At 49.0% G+C, this 19,783-nt stretch carries 19 protein-coding genes; 7 read left to right on the forward strand and 12 right to left on the reverse strand.

All coding sequences use genetic code 11. From position 1 onward, the window contains the following. Positions 1 to 67: 67 nt before the first annotated feature. Positions 68 to 2,053 (reverse strand): DNA topoisomerase III, encoded by a 1,986-nt coding sequence (locus I4W93_RS16490; RefSeq protein WP_205311889.1) that lies wholly within the window; start codon positions 2,051 to 2,053, stop codon positions 68 to 70. A 182-nt stretch (positions 2,054 to 2,235) separates the two neighbouring features. On the opposite strand from I4W93_RS16490, the gene I4W93_RS16495 reads away from it, so the two are divergent. After that, positions 2,236 to 4,077 carry a coiled-coil domain-containing protein gene (locus I4W93_RS16495; RefSeq protein WP_205311890.1) on the forward strand — a complete coding sequence of 614 codons (1,842 nt, stop codon included), beginning with the start codon at positions 2,236 to 2,238 and terminating at the stop codon, positions 4,075 to 4,077. An 80-nt stretch (positions 4,078 to 4,157) separates the two neighbouring features. Further along, the gene (locus I4W93_RS16500) at positions 4,158 to 5,246 is read left to right on the forward strand and encodes an MBL fold metallo-hydrolase (protein WP_205311891.1); all 1,089 of its coding nucleotides are present in this window, start codon (positions 4,158 to 4,160) and stop codon (positions 5,244 to 5,246) included. 14 nt (positions 5,247 to 5,260) lie between these two features. On the opposite strand, the gene I4W93_RS16505 is transcribed toward I4W93_RS16500, so the two are convergent. Together I4W93_RS16505 and I4W93_RS16510 are read right to left on the reverse strand one after the other, a co-directional pair. Then, positions 5,261 to 5,539 (reverse strand): superinfection immunity protein, encoded by a 279-nt coding sequence (locus I4W93_RS16505; protein WP_205311892.1) that lies wholly within the window; start codon positions 5,537 to 5,539, stop codon positions 5,261 to 5,263. Beyond that, positions 5,527 to 5,697 carry a hypothetical protein gene (locus tag I4W93_RS16510; protein WP_205311893.1) on the reverse strand — a complete coding sequence of 57 codons (171 nt, stop codon included), beginning with the start codon at positions 5,695 to 5,697 and terminating at the stop codon, positions 5,527 to 5,529. The genes I4W93_RS16505 and I4W93_RS16510 overlap by 13 nt, the downstream gene beginning before the upstream one ends. Positions 5,698 to 5,876: 179 nt before the next feature. Here I4W93_RS16510 and I4W93_RS16515 point away from each other — a divergent pair, with 179 nt between their 5' ends. Both I4W93_RS16515 and I4W93_RS16520 read left to right on the forward strand, forming a co-directional pair. Beyond that, positions 5,877 to 6,401 carry an RNA polymerase sigma factor gene (locus I4W93_RS16515; protein WP_205311894.1) on the forward strand — a complete coding sequence of 175 codons (525 nt, stop codon included), beginning with the start codon at positions 5,877 to 5,879 and terminating at the stop codon, positions 6,399 to 6,401. Next, positions 6,391 to 6,987: a hypothetical protein gene (locus tag I4W93_RS16520; protein ID WP_205311895.1), complete on the forward strand. Its 597-nt coding sequence runs from the start codon at positions 6,391 to 6,393 to the stop codon at positions 6,985 to 6,987. Before I4W93_RS16515 ends, I4W93_RS16520 begins: the two co-directional genes overlap by 11 nt. 72 nt (positions 6,988 to 7,059) lie before the next feature. On the opposite strand, the gene I4W93_RS16525 is transcribed toward I4W93_RS16520, so the two are convergent. Next, positions 7,060 to 7,848, reverse strand: coding sequence for a putative porin (locus I4W93_RS16525; RefSeq protein WP_205311896.1), 789 nt, complete (start codon positions 7,846 to 7,848; stop codon positions 7,060 to 7,062). Positions 7,849 to 8,008: 160 nt separating this feature from the next. Next, positions 8,009 to 9,112, reverse strand: a complete 1,104-nt coding sequence (locus I4W93_RS16530) for an SLC13 family permease (protein ID WP_224673511.1) — start codon at positions 9,110 to 9,112, stop codon at positions 8,009 to 8,011. A gap of 169 nt (positions 9,113 to 9,281) precedes the next feature. Between I4W93_RS16530 and I4W93_RS16535 the strand changes: the two genes are divergently transcribed. Beyond that, positions 9,282 to 9,683 carry a hypothetical protein gene (locus I4W93_RS16535; RefSeq protein ID WP_205311898.1) on the forward strand — a complete coding sequence of 134 codons (402 nt, stop codon included), beginning with the start codon at positions 9,282 to 9,284 and terminating at the stop codon, positions 9,681 to 9,683. Positions 9,684 to 9,711: 28 nt separating this feature from the next. Here I4W93_RS16535 and I4W93_RS16540 read toward each other — a convergent pair whose 3' ends face one another. The 3 genes from I4W93_RS16540 to I4W93_RS16550 all read right to left on the reverse strand — a co-directional run bounded on the left by I4W93_RS16540 (position 9,712) and on the right by I4W93_RS16550 (position 11,103). Beyond that, positions 9,712 to 10,659 (reverse strand): glycoside hydrolase family 16 protein, encoded by a 948-nt coding sequence (locus I4W93_RS16540; RefSeq protein ID WP_205311899.1) that lies wholly within the window; start codon positions 10,657 to 10,659, stop codon positions 9,712 to 9,714. A gap of 95 nt (positions 10,660 to 10,754) precedes the next feature. Continuing rightward, entirely contained in the window at positions 10,755 to 10,964 is a 210-nt protein-coding gene (locus I4W93_RS16545) for a hypothetical protein (protein WP_205311900.1), read from the reverse strand. Further along, positions 10,951 to 11,103: a hypothetical protein gene (locus I4W93_RS16550; RefSeq protein WP_205311901.1), complete on the reverse strand. Its 153-nt coding sequence runs from the start codon at positions 11,101 to 11,103 to the stop codon at positions 10,951 to 10,953. Before I4W93_RS16550 ends, I4W93_RS16545 begins: the two co-directional genes overlap by 14 nt. A 39-nt stretch (positions 11,104 to 11,142) precedes the next feature. Between I4W93_RS16550 and I4W93_RS16555 the strand changes: the two genes are divergently transcribed. Both I4W93_RS16555 and I4W93_RS16560 read left to right on the forward strand, forming a co-directional pair. Further along, positions 11,143 to 12,450, forward strand: a complete 1,308-nt coding sequence (locus I4W93_RS16555; RefSeq protein ID WP_205311902.1) for a short-chain fatty acid transporter — start codon at positions 11,143 to 11,145, stop codon at positions 12,448 to 12,450. A gap of 128 nt (positions 12,451 to 12,578) precedes the next feature. Further along, positions 12,579 to 14,714: a TonB-dependent siderophore receptor gene (locus tag I4W93_RS16560; RefSeq protein WP_205311903.1), complete on the forward strand. Its 2,136-nt coding sequence runs from the start codon at positions 12,579 to 12,581 to the stop codon at positions 14,712 to 14,714. Between the two features lie 47 nt (positions 14,715 to 14,761). On the opposite strand, the gene I4W93_RS16565 is transcribed toward I4W93_RS16560, so the two are convergent. The 4 genes from I4W93_RS16565 to I4W93_RS16580 all read right to left on the reverse strand — a co-directional run bounded on the left by I4W93_RS16565 (position 14,762) and on the right by I4W93_RS16580 (position 19,733). Then, positions 14,762 to 15,550: a LytR/AlgR family response regulator transcription factor gene (locus I4W93_RS16565; protein ID WP_205311904.1), complete on the reverse strand. Its 789-nt coding sequence runs from the start codon at positions 15,548 to 15,550 to the stop codon at positions 14,762 to 14,764. Further along, positions 15,535 to 16,590 (reverse strand): sensor histidine kinase, encoded by a 1,056-nt coding sequence (locus I4W93_RS16570; RefSeq protein WP_205311905.1) that lies wholly within the window; start codon positions 16,588 to 16,590, stop codon positions 15,535 to 15,537. The genes I4W93_RS16565 and I4W93_RS16570 overlap by 16 nt, the downstream gene beginning before the upstream one ends. 57 nt (positions 16,591 to 16,647) lie before the next feature. Then, positions 16,648 to 17,394 (reverse strand): hypothetical protein, encoded by a 747-nt coding sequence (locus I4W93_RS16575; protein ID WP_205311906.1) that lies wholly within the window; start codon positions 17,392 to 17,394, stop codon positions 16,648 to 16,650. Between the two features lie 200 nt (positions 17,395 to 17,594). Then, positions 17,595 to 19,733 carry a TonB-dependent siderophore receptor gene (locus I4W93_RS16580; protein WP_205311907.1) on the reverse strand — a complete coding sequence of 713 codons (2,139 nt, stop codon included), beginning with the start codon at positions 19,731 to 19,733 and terminating at the stop codon, positions 17,595 to 17,597. Positions 19,734 to 19,783: the final 50 nt, after the last annotated feature.

A 19,783-nucleotide genomic window follows, 5' to 3' on the forward strand; every position in this document is an offset into this window, starting at 1 on the left:
TTGATGCTCTCCGTTAATTGTCTGCAGAATAAGGCAGGCAGCAACGCAAAATCCAGCGGAATAACAATTAATTACGCTTAGTTACAGCGCCATTAGCTTTAGCCTTGTTGCGGTATCGACCAACAGCTGTTTTGCTATTGCTAGCTGGCTTGCTTTTACGCCACGTGCGTTTTTGTTGTGGCAAACCAGTTGGTATAACGACAGCTGCGGCAGCTACAAGCTGCTGTAGCTGAGCAAGTAAGGGCTGCATAAAACTTTGATAGCTCTGTTGACGCTGGCAAATGGCATTTAAAGCAACCTCCCAGCGCGCCGTCATATCCGGTAGAACCGCTTGCTCTGGTAAGACTGAGATTAACGCTGCCCCCGTCGTCGTAGCGCAGATTTTCTTTCCATCACGCTTTAAAAAGCCTCGCTTAAAGAGTAATTCTATAATGCCGGCACGCGTTGCTTCTGTCCCCAAACCATCGGTATCACGCAAAATTTTACGAATTGTCTCATCTTTTACATAACGACCGATACCAATCATGGCTGCCAGCAAACTTGCATCGGTAAAGGCTTGTGGTGGTTGAGTATGCTTCTCCAATACCTGTGCAGCCTTACAAATTAATTGCTGCCCTTGTACCAAGGTAGGTAATGTTTCGTTTCGCGAGTCGGCGTCATCAGTGTGCAAGTTTTCAGCGCCAAGCTGGTCACCACGATAGAGTTGTTTCCAGCCGGCACTGGTCTCTGTTCGTGCTTTAGCAATAAAACAACCGCCAGCAATGTCAAGCTCAGCTTTGGTGTCGTTATTGCAGAAGGCAGGATAAAACTGTGCCAGGTACTGCCGGGCAATCAATTGATACAACCTCTGTTCTGCCTGAGTAAGCTTTTGTATGTCAGTACGCTTTTCTGTCGGAATGATCGCGTGGTGCGCCTCTACTTTTTTGTCATCCCAGGCTTTACTGACGAGCTTAGTGTTTGCTTGCTGCACTGCTTCTGCTAATTCCAGCGAATTTGTTGCTATCGCCTGACACACTGCGGCGACCTGCCGTAAATGTTCACGCGGCAAATACCTATTGTCTGAGCGTGGATAAGTGATCAGCTTGTGCCGCTCGTACAATTGTTGACAACAATCAAGCACTTGCTGTGCGCTCATTCCATAACGTTTAGCTGCATCAATTTGTAGCGCAGATAAATTGTATGGTAATGGTGCTGCCTGTTTTGTCGCTTTCTGCTCCAATTTCATCACCGTGACCAATTGCCCGCTAACTTTCTGTTGCACTTTTTCCGCCAGCGCCTTCAACAACACCCGTCCTTCCTCGTCCTGCCAAGGTGCACAGGCATTACTTGGCTGCCACATGGCATTAAATCGGTACTGCTTATCAGTTTCGAGATGAGCGACCACCTGATAGAATGGCTTGCTGACAAAATCAGTAATGTGCTGGTCTCGTCGCACTACCAGCCCCAGTAGAGGCGTTTGCACCCTACCAACTGACAACACACCCTGATAACCAGCTTTTTGCCCCTGTAGCGTATAGGCTCTGGTCATATTCAGGCCATATAGCCAATCAGCGCGGCTGCGCGCCAGGGCAGACGTCGACAACGCAACAAACTCCTTATTCGGTCTTAATTGGCTTAGCGCCTTTTTTACTGCCGGTGGATTTAAATCATTAATCAACAGCCGCTGTGCTTTCGCTAACTTTTCCGTACCTACATTGCAATAAGCTAGTACCTCGTCTACCAAAAGCTGCCCTTCACGATCCGGGTCCCCTGCGTGTACTATACTATCGGCTTGTTTCAAAAGCTTTCTCAGTACATTAAGCTGCTGTTCAGCTGATTTGCGTACTGTTAACAACCATTTATCAGGCACTATCGGCAATTGTGTTGCCTGCCAGCGTTTGTAGTCTGCGTTATAATCCTCTGGTTCAGCTTGCTGTAGCAGATGGCCAATACACCAACTGACCACATCACCGTTGGCAAGACGTATAAAACCGTTATCTTTGTATTGCGGTTTAGGTAATACTGCAGCTATAGCCCTGGCTAAGCTGGGTTTTTCTGCGATGTATAGGATCATGCTAGCGCCTTACCTTGCACAGTTTAGCTGTTCATACATACAGTATGTTTAACCGGTATAGTCACTTATTGCAAATAAAATGTAATAAAAATTTGGTTTTGCTGGAAAAGTGAATAGAATATCTCCCAGCCACCACCGGTATGCTTTAAACACTTACATTTACGTCAGTTGGGTATATAACGATGCAATATAGTGAAGTTAAGAAAATCTGTGACGAATTGCACAAAACAGGCAAAACTGTTTCATTGGATTATTTAATTTCTCAAGTTCCTGGTGCTCAAGCCAGCCTTGTCGTACATTATCAAAAGTGGCGTAATGAACAAGCGAACCGTATGCCAGAAGCATCACCAACCGACAGTATGTTTAGCCCCGATTTTGTCGCTGCTTTTCAGCGCGAAGCAGATGCGCATACCAAAAAGCACACTGACCAATTAAATCAGCAGTTGCAGCAGGCAATGCAGGCTGAAGTTCTGGCAGCAGAGCATAACCGCGAGTTGCAGCTTGAAGTTGAACAGCTTCAGCATCGTAAAGCTGAACTTGAAGGTAGCTTACAACAGCAGCAACAACAGTTGTCTACTCAGGCTGAGAAATTTACCAGCCTGACTGAAGAGCGCGACAAAGCACAGGCAAAAAGCCGTGAACAAGAAGCTTCGCTGGAAAAAAGCCACACTGAACTTGAGCAAGTTAAGTCTGAGCTAGCGCTGGCTGATCAGGAAGTTAACGCCAGTAAAGATAAGCTGGCTCAATTGGAAAAGCAGCTTGAATCTACTTTGCAGCAGGCTGCCGAATCGAAAAAGTTGGCCAGTGAAACTAAAGCAGAAGTTGAACAATTGCAGTTGAAATTGATTGCAATGCAACAAGCTCAGGATGAACTGGAAGAGCAATTACAAGCCGAGCAGCAACTGAATCAACAAAAACTACAACAATTACAGACAGAGCTAGCTTCAGCAGAACAACAGTTAGAGCCGCTGCAGCAAAAAGCCAAACAGGCTGAGCAAATAGAACAGCAATTGCAGGCACTACAGCAGGCCGAAACAACCGCAAAAGCCGCGCTGGAAAAAGCACGCCAAGATCAGAAAAAGACCCAACAAGATTTGCAAACGCGTGAGCACGATGTCACCGAGTTGCAAGCCATGCTCAGCGAGTTTGAAAATAAACTGCAGCAGGCTACAAAAACCGAGACTCAAGCAGTCGCTTTAAATAAGCGCCTGCAAGCGCAGCTTCAACAGTTGCAAGACTCAACAGAGGCCCGGGATAGTCAACAAGAAAGTCAGCTAGGCTCCTCTGCTGATAACAGTGCAATTATCGCTGAGCGCGATCAGGCTCAGCAATTGCTTGCTGAGGCGCAACAGCATTTAGCAGATGCAAAAAAGCAATCCGAACAATTATTAACTGAGCGTGATGACGCACTTGCAAAACTTGAGCAGGCGCAATCTGAACAGGCTAAATTAGTGCAGACGCCACAACCTGTTGCTGTGGAAGTAGAGCAAGTTATGGCTAATCCAGAAGCGGATGCCACCATAAGCCGGTTAGAAAAAGAAGTTGATAGTCTTAGCAAAAAAATTAGTGAACTGAGTAAAGAACTTGACCATAGCAAGCGCGATGCCGAGACCCAGCATGACAATGCTGTTAAAGCTCAGGAGCAGCTTGATGCCATGCAAAAAGCGCAAAGCGCTGATATCGATGAAACCCAGGATATTCAGGCGACACTGGAGCAATTACGCGCCAACAATGCCATGCTAAAAGAGCAAAGCGCCATTACCGCCAACCATCAAGCCGAACAACGGGAAGTGATGCGTCAGTTGCGTGAAGAGCTGCAACAACAGCGCGATCTGGTTGCCGATATGCAATTAGAGCAAGAAAAACTGAAAAAGCAAAAATCACAACTTGAACAGCAAGTTAGCTTTGTTAAAGATAACGCCGCTGCTACCATTGAGCGCTTAACCCGCTACCGTGAACAAGCGCAGGAAAAAATTGAAAAGTTAGAGAGGAAGGTCGGCGGCAGGCCTTCGGATCAGCTTTAATTTTTTCAGCAGAATGCGCCCTTGTGGCGCATTATTTTTGTCTGCATCGTCTATTAAGTCAGGGCTCTAAAGGACTACCCATGCACTCTTCTGCATTTCTTACGTTAATCGTCATCTTCAGCCTGGCTGCCTGTAGCACACCCAACAACGTGCAACAACAGATTGGCGAGCGGGCAGTGATAGAGCAGGTTACTGAGGGTGAGAACCAGGGCATGTACCGCAATCTGTACCGCCCAGAAAAAGGCTACCCCGACTACCCGGTAACCTGTGAGGCTAACTGTTATCCGGCACACCCGGCTGTGGCTTGTAAGGCACCAGCACAAGATTGCCAGTTCACTGGCACGCAGCGGGCGCCGGAGCTAAAAACCGGCTATAGCCTGCAATGGCTGGGGCATGCCAGCTTTTTAGTTAACACGCCCGATGGCCAGCAACTGCTGTTTGATCCGGTATTTGGCCAGTTTGACTGGCCGGTAAACTGGGCGCAGCACCTGGCCGGCATTATCAAACGCCCCTACACACCTGCACTGAGTGTAGAGCAATTAGCCGCTACCGACGCTGTGCTATATTCGCATTTACATTACGACCACTTCAGCCATGCCAGTATTGCGCAAATAGGCACCGCTGCAACCTATTATTTGCCGCTGGGTATGGCGGCTTATATGCCTAATGGCGGCTACAACATTGTTGAACAAGCATGGTACAGCCAAAGTCAGCAAGGTGAACTGAACATTCATTTGTTGCCGGCGCACCATTTTAACAGCCGCAAGCTATTCAATGACAATAACCGCGCTTTGTGGGGCGGCTGGCTATTGGAATATGCCGATAAAACACTATTTTTCGCTGGCGATACCGGTTACTCGGACCACTTTAAAGATATACAGCAACGCTATGGCGATATTGATATCTGCCTGTTGCCGATAGCCTCTTATCACCATGAAACTGACGGTGACTGGTACCGCTATGTGCATACTACGCCGGAAGATGCGTTAGTGGCCGCAAAAGAGCTGGGCTGTAAAGTGATGATCCCCTGGGGATACGGCAATGCCAGCTGGCAGATGGGTGATATCAGCTCGCATTCACCCTTGTTGCGGTTGTTACATATGCAGCAGCAACTGGAAAGCCAGGTGCCGCTGCTGATTTTGAACGAAGGCGACAGCGTCGCCCTCTAACTAAGCTCTGAGCATTACAGTACCGGCTTTAACCGGGCTTTGGCGGCCAGCTTATTACTGAGTTTGCCGGTAATGGCCCATACCAGTAGCGCCAGCCAGGCAATCCAGGAAACACCCGCCGGAATATTTAACAGCGCGATTTTGCCCAGATGCTGGCGGTTAAACGCCAGCGCTAGCAGACTGGGTAAAAACCACAGCGCGAAAAAGAACAGACCAAAGCTAACTAAAAACAGTACATCAGCTTGTAGCCAGGCCTTGCTGAGTGCTGTGAGAAATTGATTTAACGTATCCATTTCTTAGCTCCCGTGGTGGCTTTTTCTATTGCAGCCTCCGCAACAATAGCAATTAGCCACATTGCCGCAAAAAAGATGCCGAACGATATAAGCTGTTGGCTATCAGCCTGATTCCAGGCTGTCGTAAATGGCGTTAATAATTGTTGTAGGGTTTCCATGGCGATATCCTCGTTGTTATAAAATCGTCATCAGTTAAGTCATTGATTGTTTGTCAGCTGTTACAGATTATTTTTTTATTTTTTTATGTAACACTTGGCGAAGACAACCAGACTTAACAGGTAAGCGTGGTAAAAAGCGGCGTTACCCGAACCCAAACTCAACAGCAAGGCAGCGTAGTTTGACAACAGCACCTAATAGCGCGCAAAGCGCGATCGATTTTGTATTGCAGCTGTGGCAGCAGCATCAGGGCGCTATTAGCCGTGCGCTGTTGGCCAATGAAGCCGACCCGGCAGCACGGCAGGATTTAAAACAGGACATTTTTCTGGCATTGCACCAAGCGGCAACTAGGTTGCAAGCCGCAGAGCTGCCGCGCGCTTACCTGTTTCGCATTGTGCACAATGTGACGGTAGACCATATAGCCAGGGCGCAACGACATAAGTGGCAACCGCTGGATGAAGAAATACAGCAACAAATGTTGGATGATTGTCCGTCAGAGCAGTTAGGCGAGGCGCAACAAAGCCAACAGTTAATGCAGGCGGTAAGACGCTTATCGCCGGCTAACCGCCAGGTAATTCTTTTGGCGATGGAAGATTTAGATGCACCGGAGATCGCAGACATTCTGCAAATAAGCCACGGTGCCGTACGGGTGCGGCTAAACAGAGCCAAAACAGAGTTGATGGAGTTAATGCAAGATGGCCGATAATTTTGATTTTGCCGCCCTGGCAAAAAGCTGGCAGCAACAACCCGTGGTGGACGACACGCCGCCCAGTGCGGCTGATTTAGCTCAGGCCAGTCAGCGCCAGCGTGAACAAAAGTTGTTGATGTATGCCGAGTGGCTGGGTGCGCTGGTCATGGCCGCTGCCGCCTGCTGGCTGGTATTGGCAATGCCGGATGCAATAGGGTACTTAGCCGCTGCGTTTTTGGCGCTGGGTGCGCTGGGTACCTTGTATGTTAGCTGGCATATACACCGGCCAATACTGGCCTACGACAACTGGAGCAGCAGCGGGCTGCTACAATTTCGCCAGCGCGCTTGCCAACTAAGTTTGCGTTACTATCGTTACACTCAGCTTAGCTGTGCCGCACTGATACTGTTTACGGCCGCATTGTGGTTGCTAGATTGGTGGCAGTTGGCTGCAACATCAACCACCCTGCTGCTGTTTTACAGCCTGATTGCATCGCCGCTATGCTTATTCGGTATGTACCGGATGCAGCAAAAAGTGCGGCAAAAAAACACTGAGCTGGCGCAGCTGACTAGGCTGGCAGAAGATTTTCAATACAGCGAAAAATGATAGTGCCTCGGAACCCAATGGCACTATCAACTTGATCAACCACAGCGCGCTATTATGCTGTGGTTGCTTAGCTTAAAAACGCCAGCTGACTCCCAAATCCCAGGCATACTCTGAGTCTGATGCATCTTCAAGCCCGATACCGGCTTTAAGCTGCAATTGTGGTGTAACAAACCAGCTACTGCGAACGCCGACACGATCGACACTGACTAAATAATCTTCCGTCGTATTTTCGTTAATAAAAGCGCCAACAGATAGCGCTGAATCAAAATAATAATCTAATGCCAAAGCCAGGCTATCACTACGAATCCCATCGTTATTGAAATAGCTTGCGCTAAAGTTTAAAAAACTGCCTGAGTCAAACACCCAGATTTTCTCTGAACTGACGCCAAAATGCTGATAGCTGCCACGGTTTTCTACGTCTTCATTTTGCAAATGCAGTTTTACCAGCCAACCAGGTTGAATATAGTAACCTGCACTGAAACTGGTTTTATGGCTGGAGAACTTACTTAACCGCATGTGCTCAAGCGAAAAATGCCAATCATGCTCAGTCGACTGATAGATGCCGCCAATATTCCAGGCGTCGAGTGATTGCCCGTCATACCAAAAGGTCTGGTCTATATCTGAACTCAGATAATTAATCGCCACTGAACTGCGCCGGCCAAATTGCTGCAAAGCCGCATAAGGCAGGTTTTGCTCAGAGCTATCGCCGCTGAGATAATAGCGGTAGCCCAGATTATTGCTGCTAAAACCATAGTCTTCATAATTGTTATTGAAATGGCTAAAGGTTACCTCTGAAGAAAATGGCTCTGCAGCCACAGCACTTACACAGACAAACAGCGTAAAAGGTAAAACAAATTTCATTTAAAATCCTTATTAAACAATACAATAACAGTCAATCATCTTCAAAGCTTGATGCACCAGCAGAAAGTGATTGAAGTTGTAAGCCCAGCTTAACTCATAAAACTGCTGTGCTGGAGGCTGGCGTATTTGACTGCAAAGTATTGGAAGGTTCAATTAAAGTTTACAAAATTAACAGACCAATGCCTAAACTAAGCAGAAACACCGGTAGCGACCAGCAATGAAATTCACGCCAAAGGCCCGGCTGTTTGCTTAACCTTAGCGCAATTAAATTCGCCAGCGAGCCGACAGCCAAACCAAAACCGCCTACTGTTACACCCCAGCTAAGTGCGCGCCAATCAGCGGTGAAGTGCTGCAGAAAAATCGCCGCAGGCACATTGGATATAAACTGCGACAACAAGGCTGAACCGTTATAGCTACCATGAGGCAACGCCATTAGCTGCGCGGCTAATTGTTGCAACAACGGCAGTTGCGCCAGCAAGCCAAGATCAATAAACATCAGCATAAATACCAACAGCAACAACCAGTCGATACCCGTTACCACGCTGCGCTTAAACACCGCATAGGCTGCCAACACGGTAATGGCAGCGATGGGCGCGAACTGATACTCCATTGCCAGAATAAACAGTGGATAACCGGCCAGCGACCAGACAAATAACCGGTGGTTATCACCACTGTTATCGTGCGGCACGGTAATGGTTAATGTAGCCGCACCAAAGGCCAGGCAACTTAGCAGCAGGACCAGCAGCAGTAGACTCAGCGCCAGCGGCGCCATCATCAGGCTAAATTGCCAAAAGCTATGGCCGGATGCTTGCCACAGCAACAGGTTTTGCGGGTTACCTATCGGCGTTAAAGCTGAGCCGGCATTAACTGCCAGCGCCAGAAAAATAATTAATCTGCCCACCGGCATACCGGTTAAACGGCCAATACTTAAGCTGATGGGTAGCAGTATAAACAAGGCGACATCATTGGTAACGATGGCCGACAGCAGCGCCGCAAACAGTAACATCAGCAGCGCCAACAGTCGCTCAGAATGGCAGCGCGGCAGCAGCCAGGCCGCAAACCGGGCCAGATAGCCGCTTTCTTCCAGTGCCCGGCTGAGTAACATTAAACCCGCCAGTGCGGCAATGATATGCCAGTCTACCAGCGCTACAAGGCCCACTGCGGTAGTGGGATTAAACCAGAGTAATACTGACAGCAAAAGCAGCAGTGTCAGTAGCAGGTAGTCTTCTGTTATATGGGATAATACTCGGCGCAACAATAACATGATGGCATAGTAAGGTAATGAAGATAAGTTGCTATTCTAACGCTAAAATCTCGAGCTGTATGCCCAAGCTGTGACGAAGCAGAAATGTATCCACACTTTATGTACAAACACGATATATCGTGCGATAACAGCGTCAATGTAACTTTTTTGTGATTAAAAAGGATTTCAAATGAAAGTTTGGCCGCTGTTTGCCCTATTCAGTCTATCTGTTTTTGCTTATGAGCCTGAAAATGATCAGGTGCTGCGCTTTGAGCATTCTCCGTTTAAAGATGTGCAATTGCAGTGTGAGCGCGATAAACACATCGTGCCTAAACGCAGTGAGTTACAGCTAGACAATTATGCCTTACTGGCAGCCGACAATGGTGAGCGGGTCGCGATTATCACTCTGACGAATACCGCTGGTGGCCAGCGTATTTTTAATCAGGACCATATAGTGGCGGTGATGGCCGATTGCGCCAGGCTGTTCCCTCAAGCCTTTGAGATCCGCCTGGCCCCTCGCCAGCAAACCAGTTTACAAATTCATTTTGGCCGCACCTTGCAACCGGTGTTGCAGTTAATCAGCAGCCAATAAGAAAGCTAATGCATAGGCATACCACTGTTTACAAACCACAGTAAGCAGGTAGGCCTTTGTCCGGCACCCTATCCACAGCATATTGCCCGTCGGCACGCAGTGCGGCAACCTTTGCCTCTACTTCAGCGGTACTAAGCCGCTGATCTTCCACATGTAGCACCCAGTCAATATCCTGTTGATACTGGCGTGATTCGCTTGAGTCAATCGGACCAACAGAGCCATCAGCGCCTTTGGGCATAAACCACAGGTTAAAATTCATCGACATTGGCACTTCCGGTGCCACGGCCGCACTGTGCTCGCCGACTAAATTACCATCAACATAGTAATGCACTGCGTCAGCGGTTACATTCATTACCAGGGTATGCCAGCCGGCATAGTCACCGGGTACGCGGCTGTATTCGTTGACCTTGGTCCAAGGCTCCAGCTGAAAGGTTTCCCAGGTGGTGGTCCACATCGCACTGTCACTGTTTTCACCCCAGCCACCGTTGGGCAGATACTCAAAATCCACTTCGCTGTAATCCGGATCCAATGGCGTCGCTAGCGGGCTGATGGCATAAAAGGTCTGGATCACTTCGTCACCATCCGGGCCGTAAGTAGGTTCGTTGCGGAAAAACACCCGCGCAGCATAGGTGCCATATAGGTATTTACGTGCATGGCAAATTTGCGTGTGGCGGGTGCCGGCACCGCTACCATCGGTTATTGAGCTCATGCGGGCAATACCGAACTGAGCACCGCCCGGCGCATCATGAGTACTAATGCCTTCTGCCGACCAGGCAGCGCCGGCAATACCCGGATGGCCGGTTTCTGTGCGTGCTGTCCAGCCGTTAGCAAATAAGGCATCGGAGTTGGCATAGTTAAAATCGTCAAACATAAAACCGGCCTGCTCAGGTGCAGCAGCAGTTTGGTTTGAACCCGGATCTGTATCCCGGCCGCAACCGGCCAGTAATAGCAGTACAGCAAATGATGAATAGCGCATAGTGTTCCCCATTATTGTTTAAAAAACAGCCTAACGGTAAAATGACAACGCTGTCAATTGCTATTTTTCCCAATTGCTATCTACTACATCGTTAGTTATCTGCCGCTGATGGACGCAAAGTTATGTTGTTGATCCAATGTGATAATACAATCTACCCGCTGCGGCTGGTCCAGCGCTTTATCAAACTGCGGCAAGGCTACCGGCATGCCGGCCAGTACAGCATTGGCATCCCTGATAGCCGTTTGCATATCATGAGTTCCCGGCACACCGCGCTGCGCCAGTAGCGGATGCTCAGCTTGCGCCAACTGTTGCCGCTGTGCTTTTGCCCGTGCCCTGAGCCCCACTGATACCGATAACCGCTGGCAGACAAAGGTCGGATTGCAGTTTCGCCATTAACCGGGCTAAGGTAGTTTGATACTGCGCGCTGTTGCGAAAATCGGCCATGCTAAATACCCGGATAAATAACCTGATAATGAGTCTACTATGCTAAACGCCGCTGCTAAACCCCTTGTTAAAATGGTAGAACGCTACCTGCCAGATCCCTATGTTTTTGTGTTGTTGCTCAGCATAGTGGTGTTTGCCGCTGCCGTGCTATTGCAGCAGCAAAGCCCGCTTGCAGTAATAGGTTACTGGGGCGACGGTTTTTGGGGGCTGCTGGGGTTTTCCATGCAAATGCTACTGGTGCTGGTGGCCGGCTATATGCTGGCCAGCACTCCTTTGGTTAAAGAGCTGTTAGATCGTTTGGCGGCGCTGGCAAAAACCGCCGGCCAGGCCATTTTACTGGTAACGGTGATCTCATTAATCGCCAGCTGGTTAAACTGGGGTTTTGGTTTAGTTGTCGGCGCGTTATTTGCCAAAGCCTTAGCACGGCGCATCAAGGTAGACTACCGCTTGCTGGTAGCCAGCGCCTATTCCGGTTTTGTGGTGTGGCATGGCGGTCTGGCAGGCTCAATACCGCTAACTATTGCTACACCAAACCATTTTAGCGCGGCGCAAATTGGTATTATCTCTACCAGCGACACCGTCTTTGCCGGCTTTAATCTGTTTCTTGTGGCGCTGTTATTTATCGCTATTCCACTGGTTAACTATCTGATGCTGCCCAAAACCGGCGACAGCGTCTATGTTGATGCAACCAAACTACAGGACGAAACACTGCCCGACAGCACCACAGAACGCCCGGCAGATAAACTGGAAAACAGCCTGCTATTGGCCTTACTGGTCGGTTTTGCCGGTGTCGCTTACTTGGTGCAGTACTTTGCCAAAGGCGGTACATTAAATCTGAATATCGTCAATTTTCTGTTTTTATTTCTCGCCATCGTGCTACACGGCACACCCCGGCGTCTGTTGCACAGCCTGCAGCAGGCTATTCAAGGTGGCGCAGGCATCGTTATTCAATTTCCGTTTTACGCCGGCATTATGGCCATTATGCTGCAATCGGGCCTGGCGCAAAGTATGTCGCAGTGGTTTGTCAGCTTTGCAAGCGCAGAAACATTAGCGTTCTACAGCTTTATCAGTGCCGGCATTGTAAATATTTTTATCCCCTCTGGTGGAGGCCAGTGGGCGGTACAAGCGCCGGTAATGTTGCCGGCGGCACTGGAGCTGGGGGCCGATGTCAGCCGCATTGCCATGGCCGTGGCCTGGGGCGATGCCTGGACCAATCTAATTCAGCCATTTTGGGCGCTGCCTGTGTTGGCCATAGCCGGGCTAAAAGCGAAAGACATTATGGGGTTTTGTTTGGTGCAGCTGCTAGTAACCGGGGTGATTATCAGCCTGGTGCTGTGCTTTGCCTAAACCGCAACACTAAGTGGCAGAACACTAAACTAACAGTTGGCAGCAACGTTTTACCGCAAGTTAAACTTAATGCTATTGATAATAGTTATCATTAATGTATGATCATCGGAACTTTTTTGGAGGTGATGATGCAGTTAACCATAAACAAATTAACACTGGCGTTGGCAGTGCAGCTGGCGAGTTTACCCGCCGTTGTTGTCGCTGCTGATTCGCAGAAAAATGATGACAAAGCCGTAGAAACCATTACCGTACGCGGCCAGTACACGGTTAACGAAACCATCGACACCGCTACCGGCCTGGGTTTAACCCTGCTGGAAACGCCGCAGTCAGTCAGTGTTATGACGGCACAACGAATAAAAGATTTAGATATCAGCGCTATTGCCGATGCGGTGCTGCAAACACCGGGCTTGTCATCCAAATCGTTTGACAGCACACGTAATACCTTTAGTGCCCGTGGTTTTGATATCGATAAATTTCAGCTTGATGGCGTGCCTATGGCCTGGAGCCTGGCGGGTGACTCCGGTGAAACCATTACCGATGTAGCCATTTACGAGCGGATTGAAGTGGTACGCGGAGCTACCGGTCTGTTAACCGGTGTCGGCGAACCGTCTGCGTCCATTAACCTGGTGCGCAAACATGCCAACGCTCGCGAACTTAGCGGTAACGTCAACGCTGGCATTGGCAGCTGGAATAAACGCTTTTTAACCACCGATGTGACCACACCGCTGACAACTGACGGTAATGTACGAGCCCGCATAGTGGCGAAAAAAGAGCTTATCCACAGCTTCCGCGATTTGGCGCAAGAAGATAAAACAGTACTGTACGGCGTGCTGGACGCCGATTTGAGCAACAGCATGACCTTAAGCCTGGGCAGCAGCTATCAGGACAATAACCCCACGGCTTCTACCTGGGGAGCGTTGCCACCGTTATTTAGTGATGACACGCCAACCAACTGGGACAGAAGTACCACCACCGCGGCTAACTGGACGCGTTGGAACTCTACCAGCAAAAACCACTTTGCCAGCTTAACCCAGCAGTTTAACAATGGCTGGCAGTTAAACGTTAATCTGAACCACAACAAAAACACCGCAGACACGCGCTTGTTATACATTTACGGCGCTGCAGATCAGGCTAGTGGCGAAGGCTTATTTGCCTGGCCGTATAACAGCACAGGTTTTAGCAAACAAACCAGCGTTGATATTCAGTTGCAGGGCAGCTACAGCCTGCAGGGTCGCGAGCATGAGTTTGTTATTGGCGCCTTAGACAGCCGGCAACAATCTGAAGTGCAAACCTATGCGGCCCTGGTGTGGCCTGGCACCGGTAACTTTTATCAGTGGGATGGCAGTGTCCCTGAGCCGGATTGGGCCACCACAGCGGAGCAAGCGGTAGATCTTGATACCGACCAACGTGGCTTTTATGCAGCAACACGCTATGCCATCACAGAACAGCTGAAACTGATTGCCGGTGGCCGCTACACCGAGTGGCAACGCGCCGGCGTAAACTACGGTGTCGCCCAGGATTTTGGCGATGATAAGTTTGTGCCCTATGTTGGCCTGACGTATCAGGCAGCAGACAACCATATGCTGTACGCCAGCCATACCGAAATTTTCACGCCGCAAAATGCGTATGACCGTAACGGCAACTTCCTCGATGCCATCGTCGGCAGCAACCAGGAAATTGGCGTAAAAAGCAGCTTCCTCGACGGCGTATTACAAACGGCTTTTGCCGTGTTTCGCATCGAGCAGGATAACCTGGCGCAGGCCGATGCGGCCTATAACGACCCGGCGAATAACTTTTTCCCGTCGTTTGCTGCCCGCGGTTCAGAAAGCAAAGGCTTTGAACTGGAAGTGATCGGCCGCGTAGATGACAGTTGGAATATCAGTGCCGGCTATTCGCAGTTTAGTGCGCAAGACCGCAATGGCGTGGATATTAATGTTAACCATCCACGCAAAAAGCTGAACCTGTTTTCTACCTATGAGTTTACCGATACGCTGGCAGGCCTGACAGTAGGCGGCGGTTTAAGCTGGGAGAGTGAGTCATACAGTGATGTAATACCGCTGTTGTTAACCGAGCAAAGCTATCAGGTTAAACAAGACAGCTTTGTACTGGCCAACCTGATGGCGCGGTACGAGATTAACCCGCAGCTTTCATTGCAGCTGAATGTGCACAACCTGTTTGATAAAACCTACTTCAACGGTTTAACCCAACAGTACAACTATGGTGCACCTCGTAATTTTAGCTTAGGCGCCACCTGGTCGTTTTAGCACTAAACACCAGCGGGCTTTGCTGCCGCTGGCCTTATGTCTGCAATTTAAAGCCCCAGCCAGCGGGTAAACTCACCATTGCGACTCTGGCTGGTTTTTAGTTGCACTGCCTGCCGCTTTAAATGCACCGTCAGGGTATTTTTACAGTACCGCTCTAATTTTTCGATATAGTCTGCATGCACGATATCGCTGCGATTAATGCGGAAAAAGCGGCTTGGGTCCAGCACCTCTTCTGCCGCGCTAAGCGAAGCATAGGGTAAATAATGCCGTTTGCCGCTGTGATCAAATGCCATCACCAGGCTACCATCGGCTTGCAGGTAAACGATATTCGCCACCTCCAAAAAATAAATATGCTGCTGATGGCGGATAGCGATGCGTGATACATAGTCGGGTTTAGCCTTTGCCGGTGGCAGTGTCTGCAATAATGCCCGCAGCTGTCCTACGGCGTTATCGGCTTTATTGTTGTCGGTTAAGGCGCGAAACTTTTGCCATGCCATGGCTAATTTAGCGCTATTGTAAGGTTTTAGCAGGTAGGCAATACCATAGGTATCAAATGCAGGCAGCATAAATTGATCATAGGCAGTAATAAAAATTAACGGACACGGCGGTATCAAACGTTGATAGCAGCTAAAGACATTGCCGTCGCTGAGCTCTATATCGGAAAAAATGATATCAGGTAGCAGCATACTGTGGTCAAGTTCGCTGAAGTAGCGCTCAACCTCAGCGATGCTGCTAAGCTCGGCCAGCACGGTCACCGGATCCGGTAATTGCTGCAGCAGGCGGCATAGTTTGCTACGCGCCAATGGTTCGTCTTCAATGATTACGGCGTTATACATACTGATCCTGCATCCATTAAGGGTACTGTTACGCTAAACTTATGCTCTTGCTCATCAATGTGTAAGTTTCGCCCGGTCAAAAACCGCAACTGCCGGGCTAAATTTTTTAACCCTATACCATTGCCGGCTTGCACCTTGGCTTTGGGCCGGCGCAAGTTAGTCACCACCAGGCTGTCTGGGGTGGCACTAATGTTAATTTGCAACGGTGCAGCATTGCTGCCCTGATTATGTAAAAACACGTTTTCTAACAAAACTTGCACGGTAAAAGGCGGAATAACGCGGCCTGCAGGCAGGGTATCTTGTTGTATCTGTAGCTGGTAACCCTCGCCAACCCGGGCCTGCATCAATTTAAAATAATGTGCAGAAAACTCAATTTCTTTTGCTAAATCCACCAGCTGCTTTTCGGCATTGTGTAGCGATAAGCGGTATAAACCGGCAAAGTTATCCAGATACTGACTGGCCCGTTCGGGGTCGAGGGTGATGAGCTCATCCAGCGTATTTAGCGAGTTAAACACAAAATGCGGGTTCATTTGCGCTTTTAATTGCTGGATGTGTAATTGTGCTAATTGTTGATTGTAGTCAGCCAGTTGCTGCCGATATTGTTCAGCTTGTTTACTATGGTGATAGGCCAGGTAGATGCCGGCATAGATCACCACTTCAACGATGTAGCTTAAGTTAGCTTGCAGCAGCGCATTGGCGTTATAGTTGCGCGCAATATTGCCAAATATCGCCGCTATAAGCAGGCCCGTCATGTTGCTAAAAGCCAGATAACACAGCAGGGCAATGATTAAAATCTGTAAATAATGCCGCCAGTTAAGTTGCTGCTTGGCAAACTTATGCCGTGTTAACCAAAACTTTAGCAGGATAAAAATGAGTAGTGCTGACAGAAATTGTGCAATCGGCCCTTCCGGCGTAAAGGTATACCAGGACAACATGCCTGAGCGCACTCTGTTGCTAATCACCATAAAGTAGCTGAATAAAAACACCAGTAGTAAAAATGTGCGGTCGACCTGAAGATAAGCCATAAATCGTTGCAGCATAGCGTGACCATTATCCTTAAAGCTAAAAGGCGCCTGGCAGCGCCTCGTTAGGTTGTGTTATTTCGCGTCACCGCCAGACCAGGTATGTGTCACCTCGCCTTTACTGTTTATAAACTGTAACTGCACCTCGTCATGCTCGTCTACAAAAAACATTGCTCGGGGTGAGCCATCTTTAGCAAACAGAAACAGGCCGTTGTTTTGTGCTGCTGTTTTGCCTAATAAAATACGCGGTGCACCACCAATAAGGCCTTGCTGTTCGTATTCTGAGATTTTCTTATTCCGCTCGGCTTTATCAGTTATTTGGTTTAATTCGCGCATAATTTCACGGGTACTGCTTTGCGTTTCAAATTCGGCACGGTCATTAAAGGCTAAGCCTGAGCGGATAACCCGCTTGTCACCACGTTTTTCATCCACGGTGAGCAATTGCATAACCTGATCGCCGTCGTATTTATCAAATGTCAGCGACATACCGGCACTGTGGCCACGTTCATTTTTGCTGCCATCATAAATAAACCCACCGGCTTCAATACCTTCTTCATTGAAAAACAGCATACCGGAACGTTTTTTACGATCTTCGTTAAGTACGGTGCCGTTAACCTGTTCAGTGGTTGGAAAACGGGCGGTGTTGGTTAGCAGCATTTTTACGGTACCATCGGCCTCCACAATATTTAACCGCTCAACCGTCAGAGTTTCAAAATGGCCCTGCCGTTCTGCTTTCATACCGGTAGTCAGGATAACCGCAGACAGTGCCAGGCTTGCGATAGCAGCGCCACGTAATAGTTTGATTTCATTTTCGATTTTCATAATGTTTCCCGCTGCTAATTTATGTTGTTGTAATCAGTTGCACTCAGTTTGCTGCGCTGAGATGCTTTACGCCAACACTGTTGAACGAGCTAAGGAATATTGCTGATGAGCTGAGGAAATCCGCTGATAAGTTTTACGGGATCTGAATTCTGGTTGGTTACCGGTGCAGCAGGTAATTACAGCTGCACCGGGTAGTCGTATCAGAATGAATAACGCAGGTTGGCACTGATCGCACGGCGCTGGCCGTAGAAGCAGTCACCGCGGGCTAAACAGGAGGTGATCACCGTTTTATCGGTAATGTTCTGTGCTTGCAGGCTCAGGCTATAGTCGCCAAAGTTGTAACCTACCATGGCATCAAACAGCGTGTAACTGTCGGTAGTCAGCGGTTCATTCAGTACGACACCGCCTTGCTCAACATAAGCTGTGCCATCGGATGTTTCACCAACGTAACGCACACCGGCGCCAAACTGCCAATTTTGCAACATGGCCGGGCGCCAGGTAGCCCAAACGGAAGCTAAATGCTCTGGCTGGGCAGACAAGGTTGCGCCCATCTCACCCAACGTATTGCTCTGACTCACATAGGCATCGATATAGGCATAACTGGCGTAGATATCCAATTCTTCCCAGGCCAGCTGAGCTTCCAGTTCGATGCCCTCTGCAGTTACTTCACCGTCCTGCACCTGACCATTCGGGTTTATCACCGCCGGATCAGACGCCTGAGCTGCCGACAGTGTGGTAGTGCGATTTTGCTCGGTAATATTAAATACAGCAGCCGTAAGTAAATGCTCAGTACCCTTGGGTTGGTATTTTAAACCCGCTTCCCACTGCTCACCTTTTTTCGGCTCAAAAGCATTGCCGTAGGCATCTGCACCCAGTAGCGGTTCAAACGATTCGCTAAAACAAATATAGGGAGAAACGCCGCTGTCAAACAAGTACATAAACCCTAAGCGGCCGGTGGTTGCATATTGGCTGGCTGACGAAGATAACTCAGGGTTTGTGGTCGCCTTATCGCGACGAATAGCGGCAGACAGCAACCATTTGTCGGCAATTTTCATATTGTCCTGTAAATATACCCCTGCCTGATAAGTGGTACTGGACGGATAATCGATAATATCGGCTTCGGTAGGCAGGTTAGCTACCTGGCCATATACCGGGTTGTATAAATCCAGCAGGCCGCCGCCAGCCGCATAAAAACTGTCGTTGTCGGTGTAAGCATGCTGATAATCAAAACCCGCAACCAAAGTATGCTCTACTGCGCCGGTTTCCAGCTTGCCATGCAGCTGTAAATCACTGGTCAGGGCGCGAGAGCTGGCATCACTCAAATACACTACCCGGTTTACACTGCGGTTGTCGTTCTGCAACTTAGGCGCCCAACCATACATGGTATGGTAGTCGGCATGGCTGTCGCTATAACGGCTGGCCAGGCGCAATTGCCAGTCGGCGGATAAATCATGTTCAACAATGGCGGTTAAGGCGGTTTGCTCCGTGTCGTATTGATCAAAGCCCGGTTCCGAGACAAAACGGCTGCTGGGGATTTGGCCAAACTCGTTCGGCAATATAGTGCCCTGATGCGGAAAAAACTGCGTACTGGAACCGGATTCATTTTTTTGGTAATTGGCTAAAACGGTAATTTTAGTGGCATCGCTGGCTTGCCAGCTCAATGACGGTGCCAGTACCACACTGTTGTCCGGTACATAGTCGGTTTGGGTATCGCTGTCGCGCCACAGCGCGACCATGCGCCCTTGCAATGAGGCGTCTTCGTTTAATGCCCCGGTAATATCGCCGGCCAGCTGCTTGCGGGAATAATTACCCAGTTGCGCCCAAACTTGTCCGCTGGTTACCGGCTCTGGTTTCTTGCTAACTAAGTTAACGATACCGCCAATGGAGCCCTGCCCATATAACACTGAGCTGGGGCCTTTTAAAATTTCTATTTGCTGCAGTGCATAAGGTGCAATACGCACATTATTGTAGTAACCAAACAGCGATTTTAACCCATCCAGATACTGCACCGGCGACACGCCGCGAATTTGTGACCAGTCGCCACGGGTATCAAGGCCGTAGGGGCCGTTATATAAACCCGCGACATAACCCAGGGCGTCTTGTACGGTTAGTGCGCCTAAATCGGCAATACGCTCTTCAGTTAACACGGATACGGACAAGGGTGTTTCAATAATGGGCGCGTCTGACTTGGCCCCGGACGCGCTGACATACGAAATCAAACCACGTGAACTTTTCACGGTAATCACTTCGACGGCGTCTTCACTGACGGTTGGTTGCTGAGCATTTAAAGAAAAGCTAAGGGCGGCGGCAATACCGGTGGCGAGCATTGAATACTTCATAAATCACAAATCCTGTCGCTGTTTAAGATGCTGATCATTGTAATTGAGAA

The sequence above is a fragment of the Rheinheimera maricola genome (genome assembly GCF_016918075.2).
GTDB lineage: Bacteria > Pseudomonadota > Gammaproteobacteria > Enterobacterales > Alteromonadaceae > Alishewanella > Alishewanella maricola_A.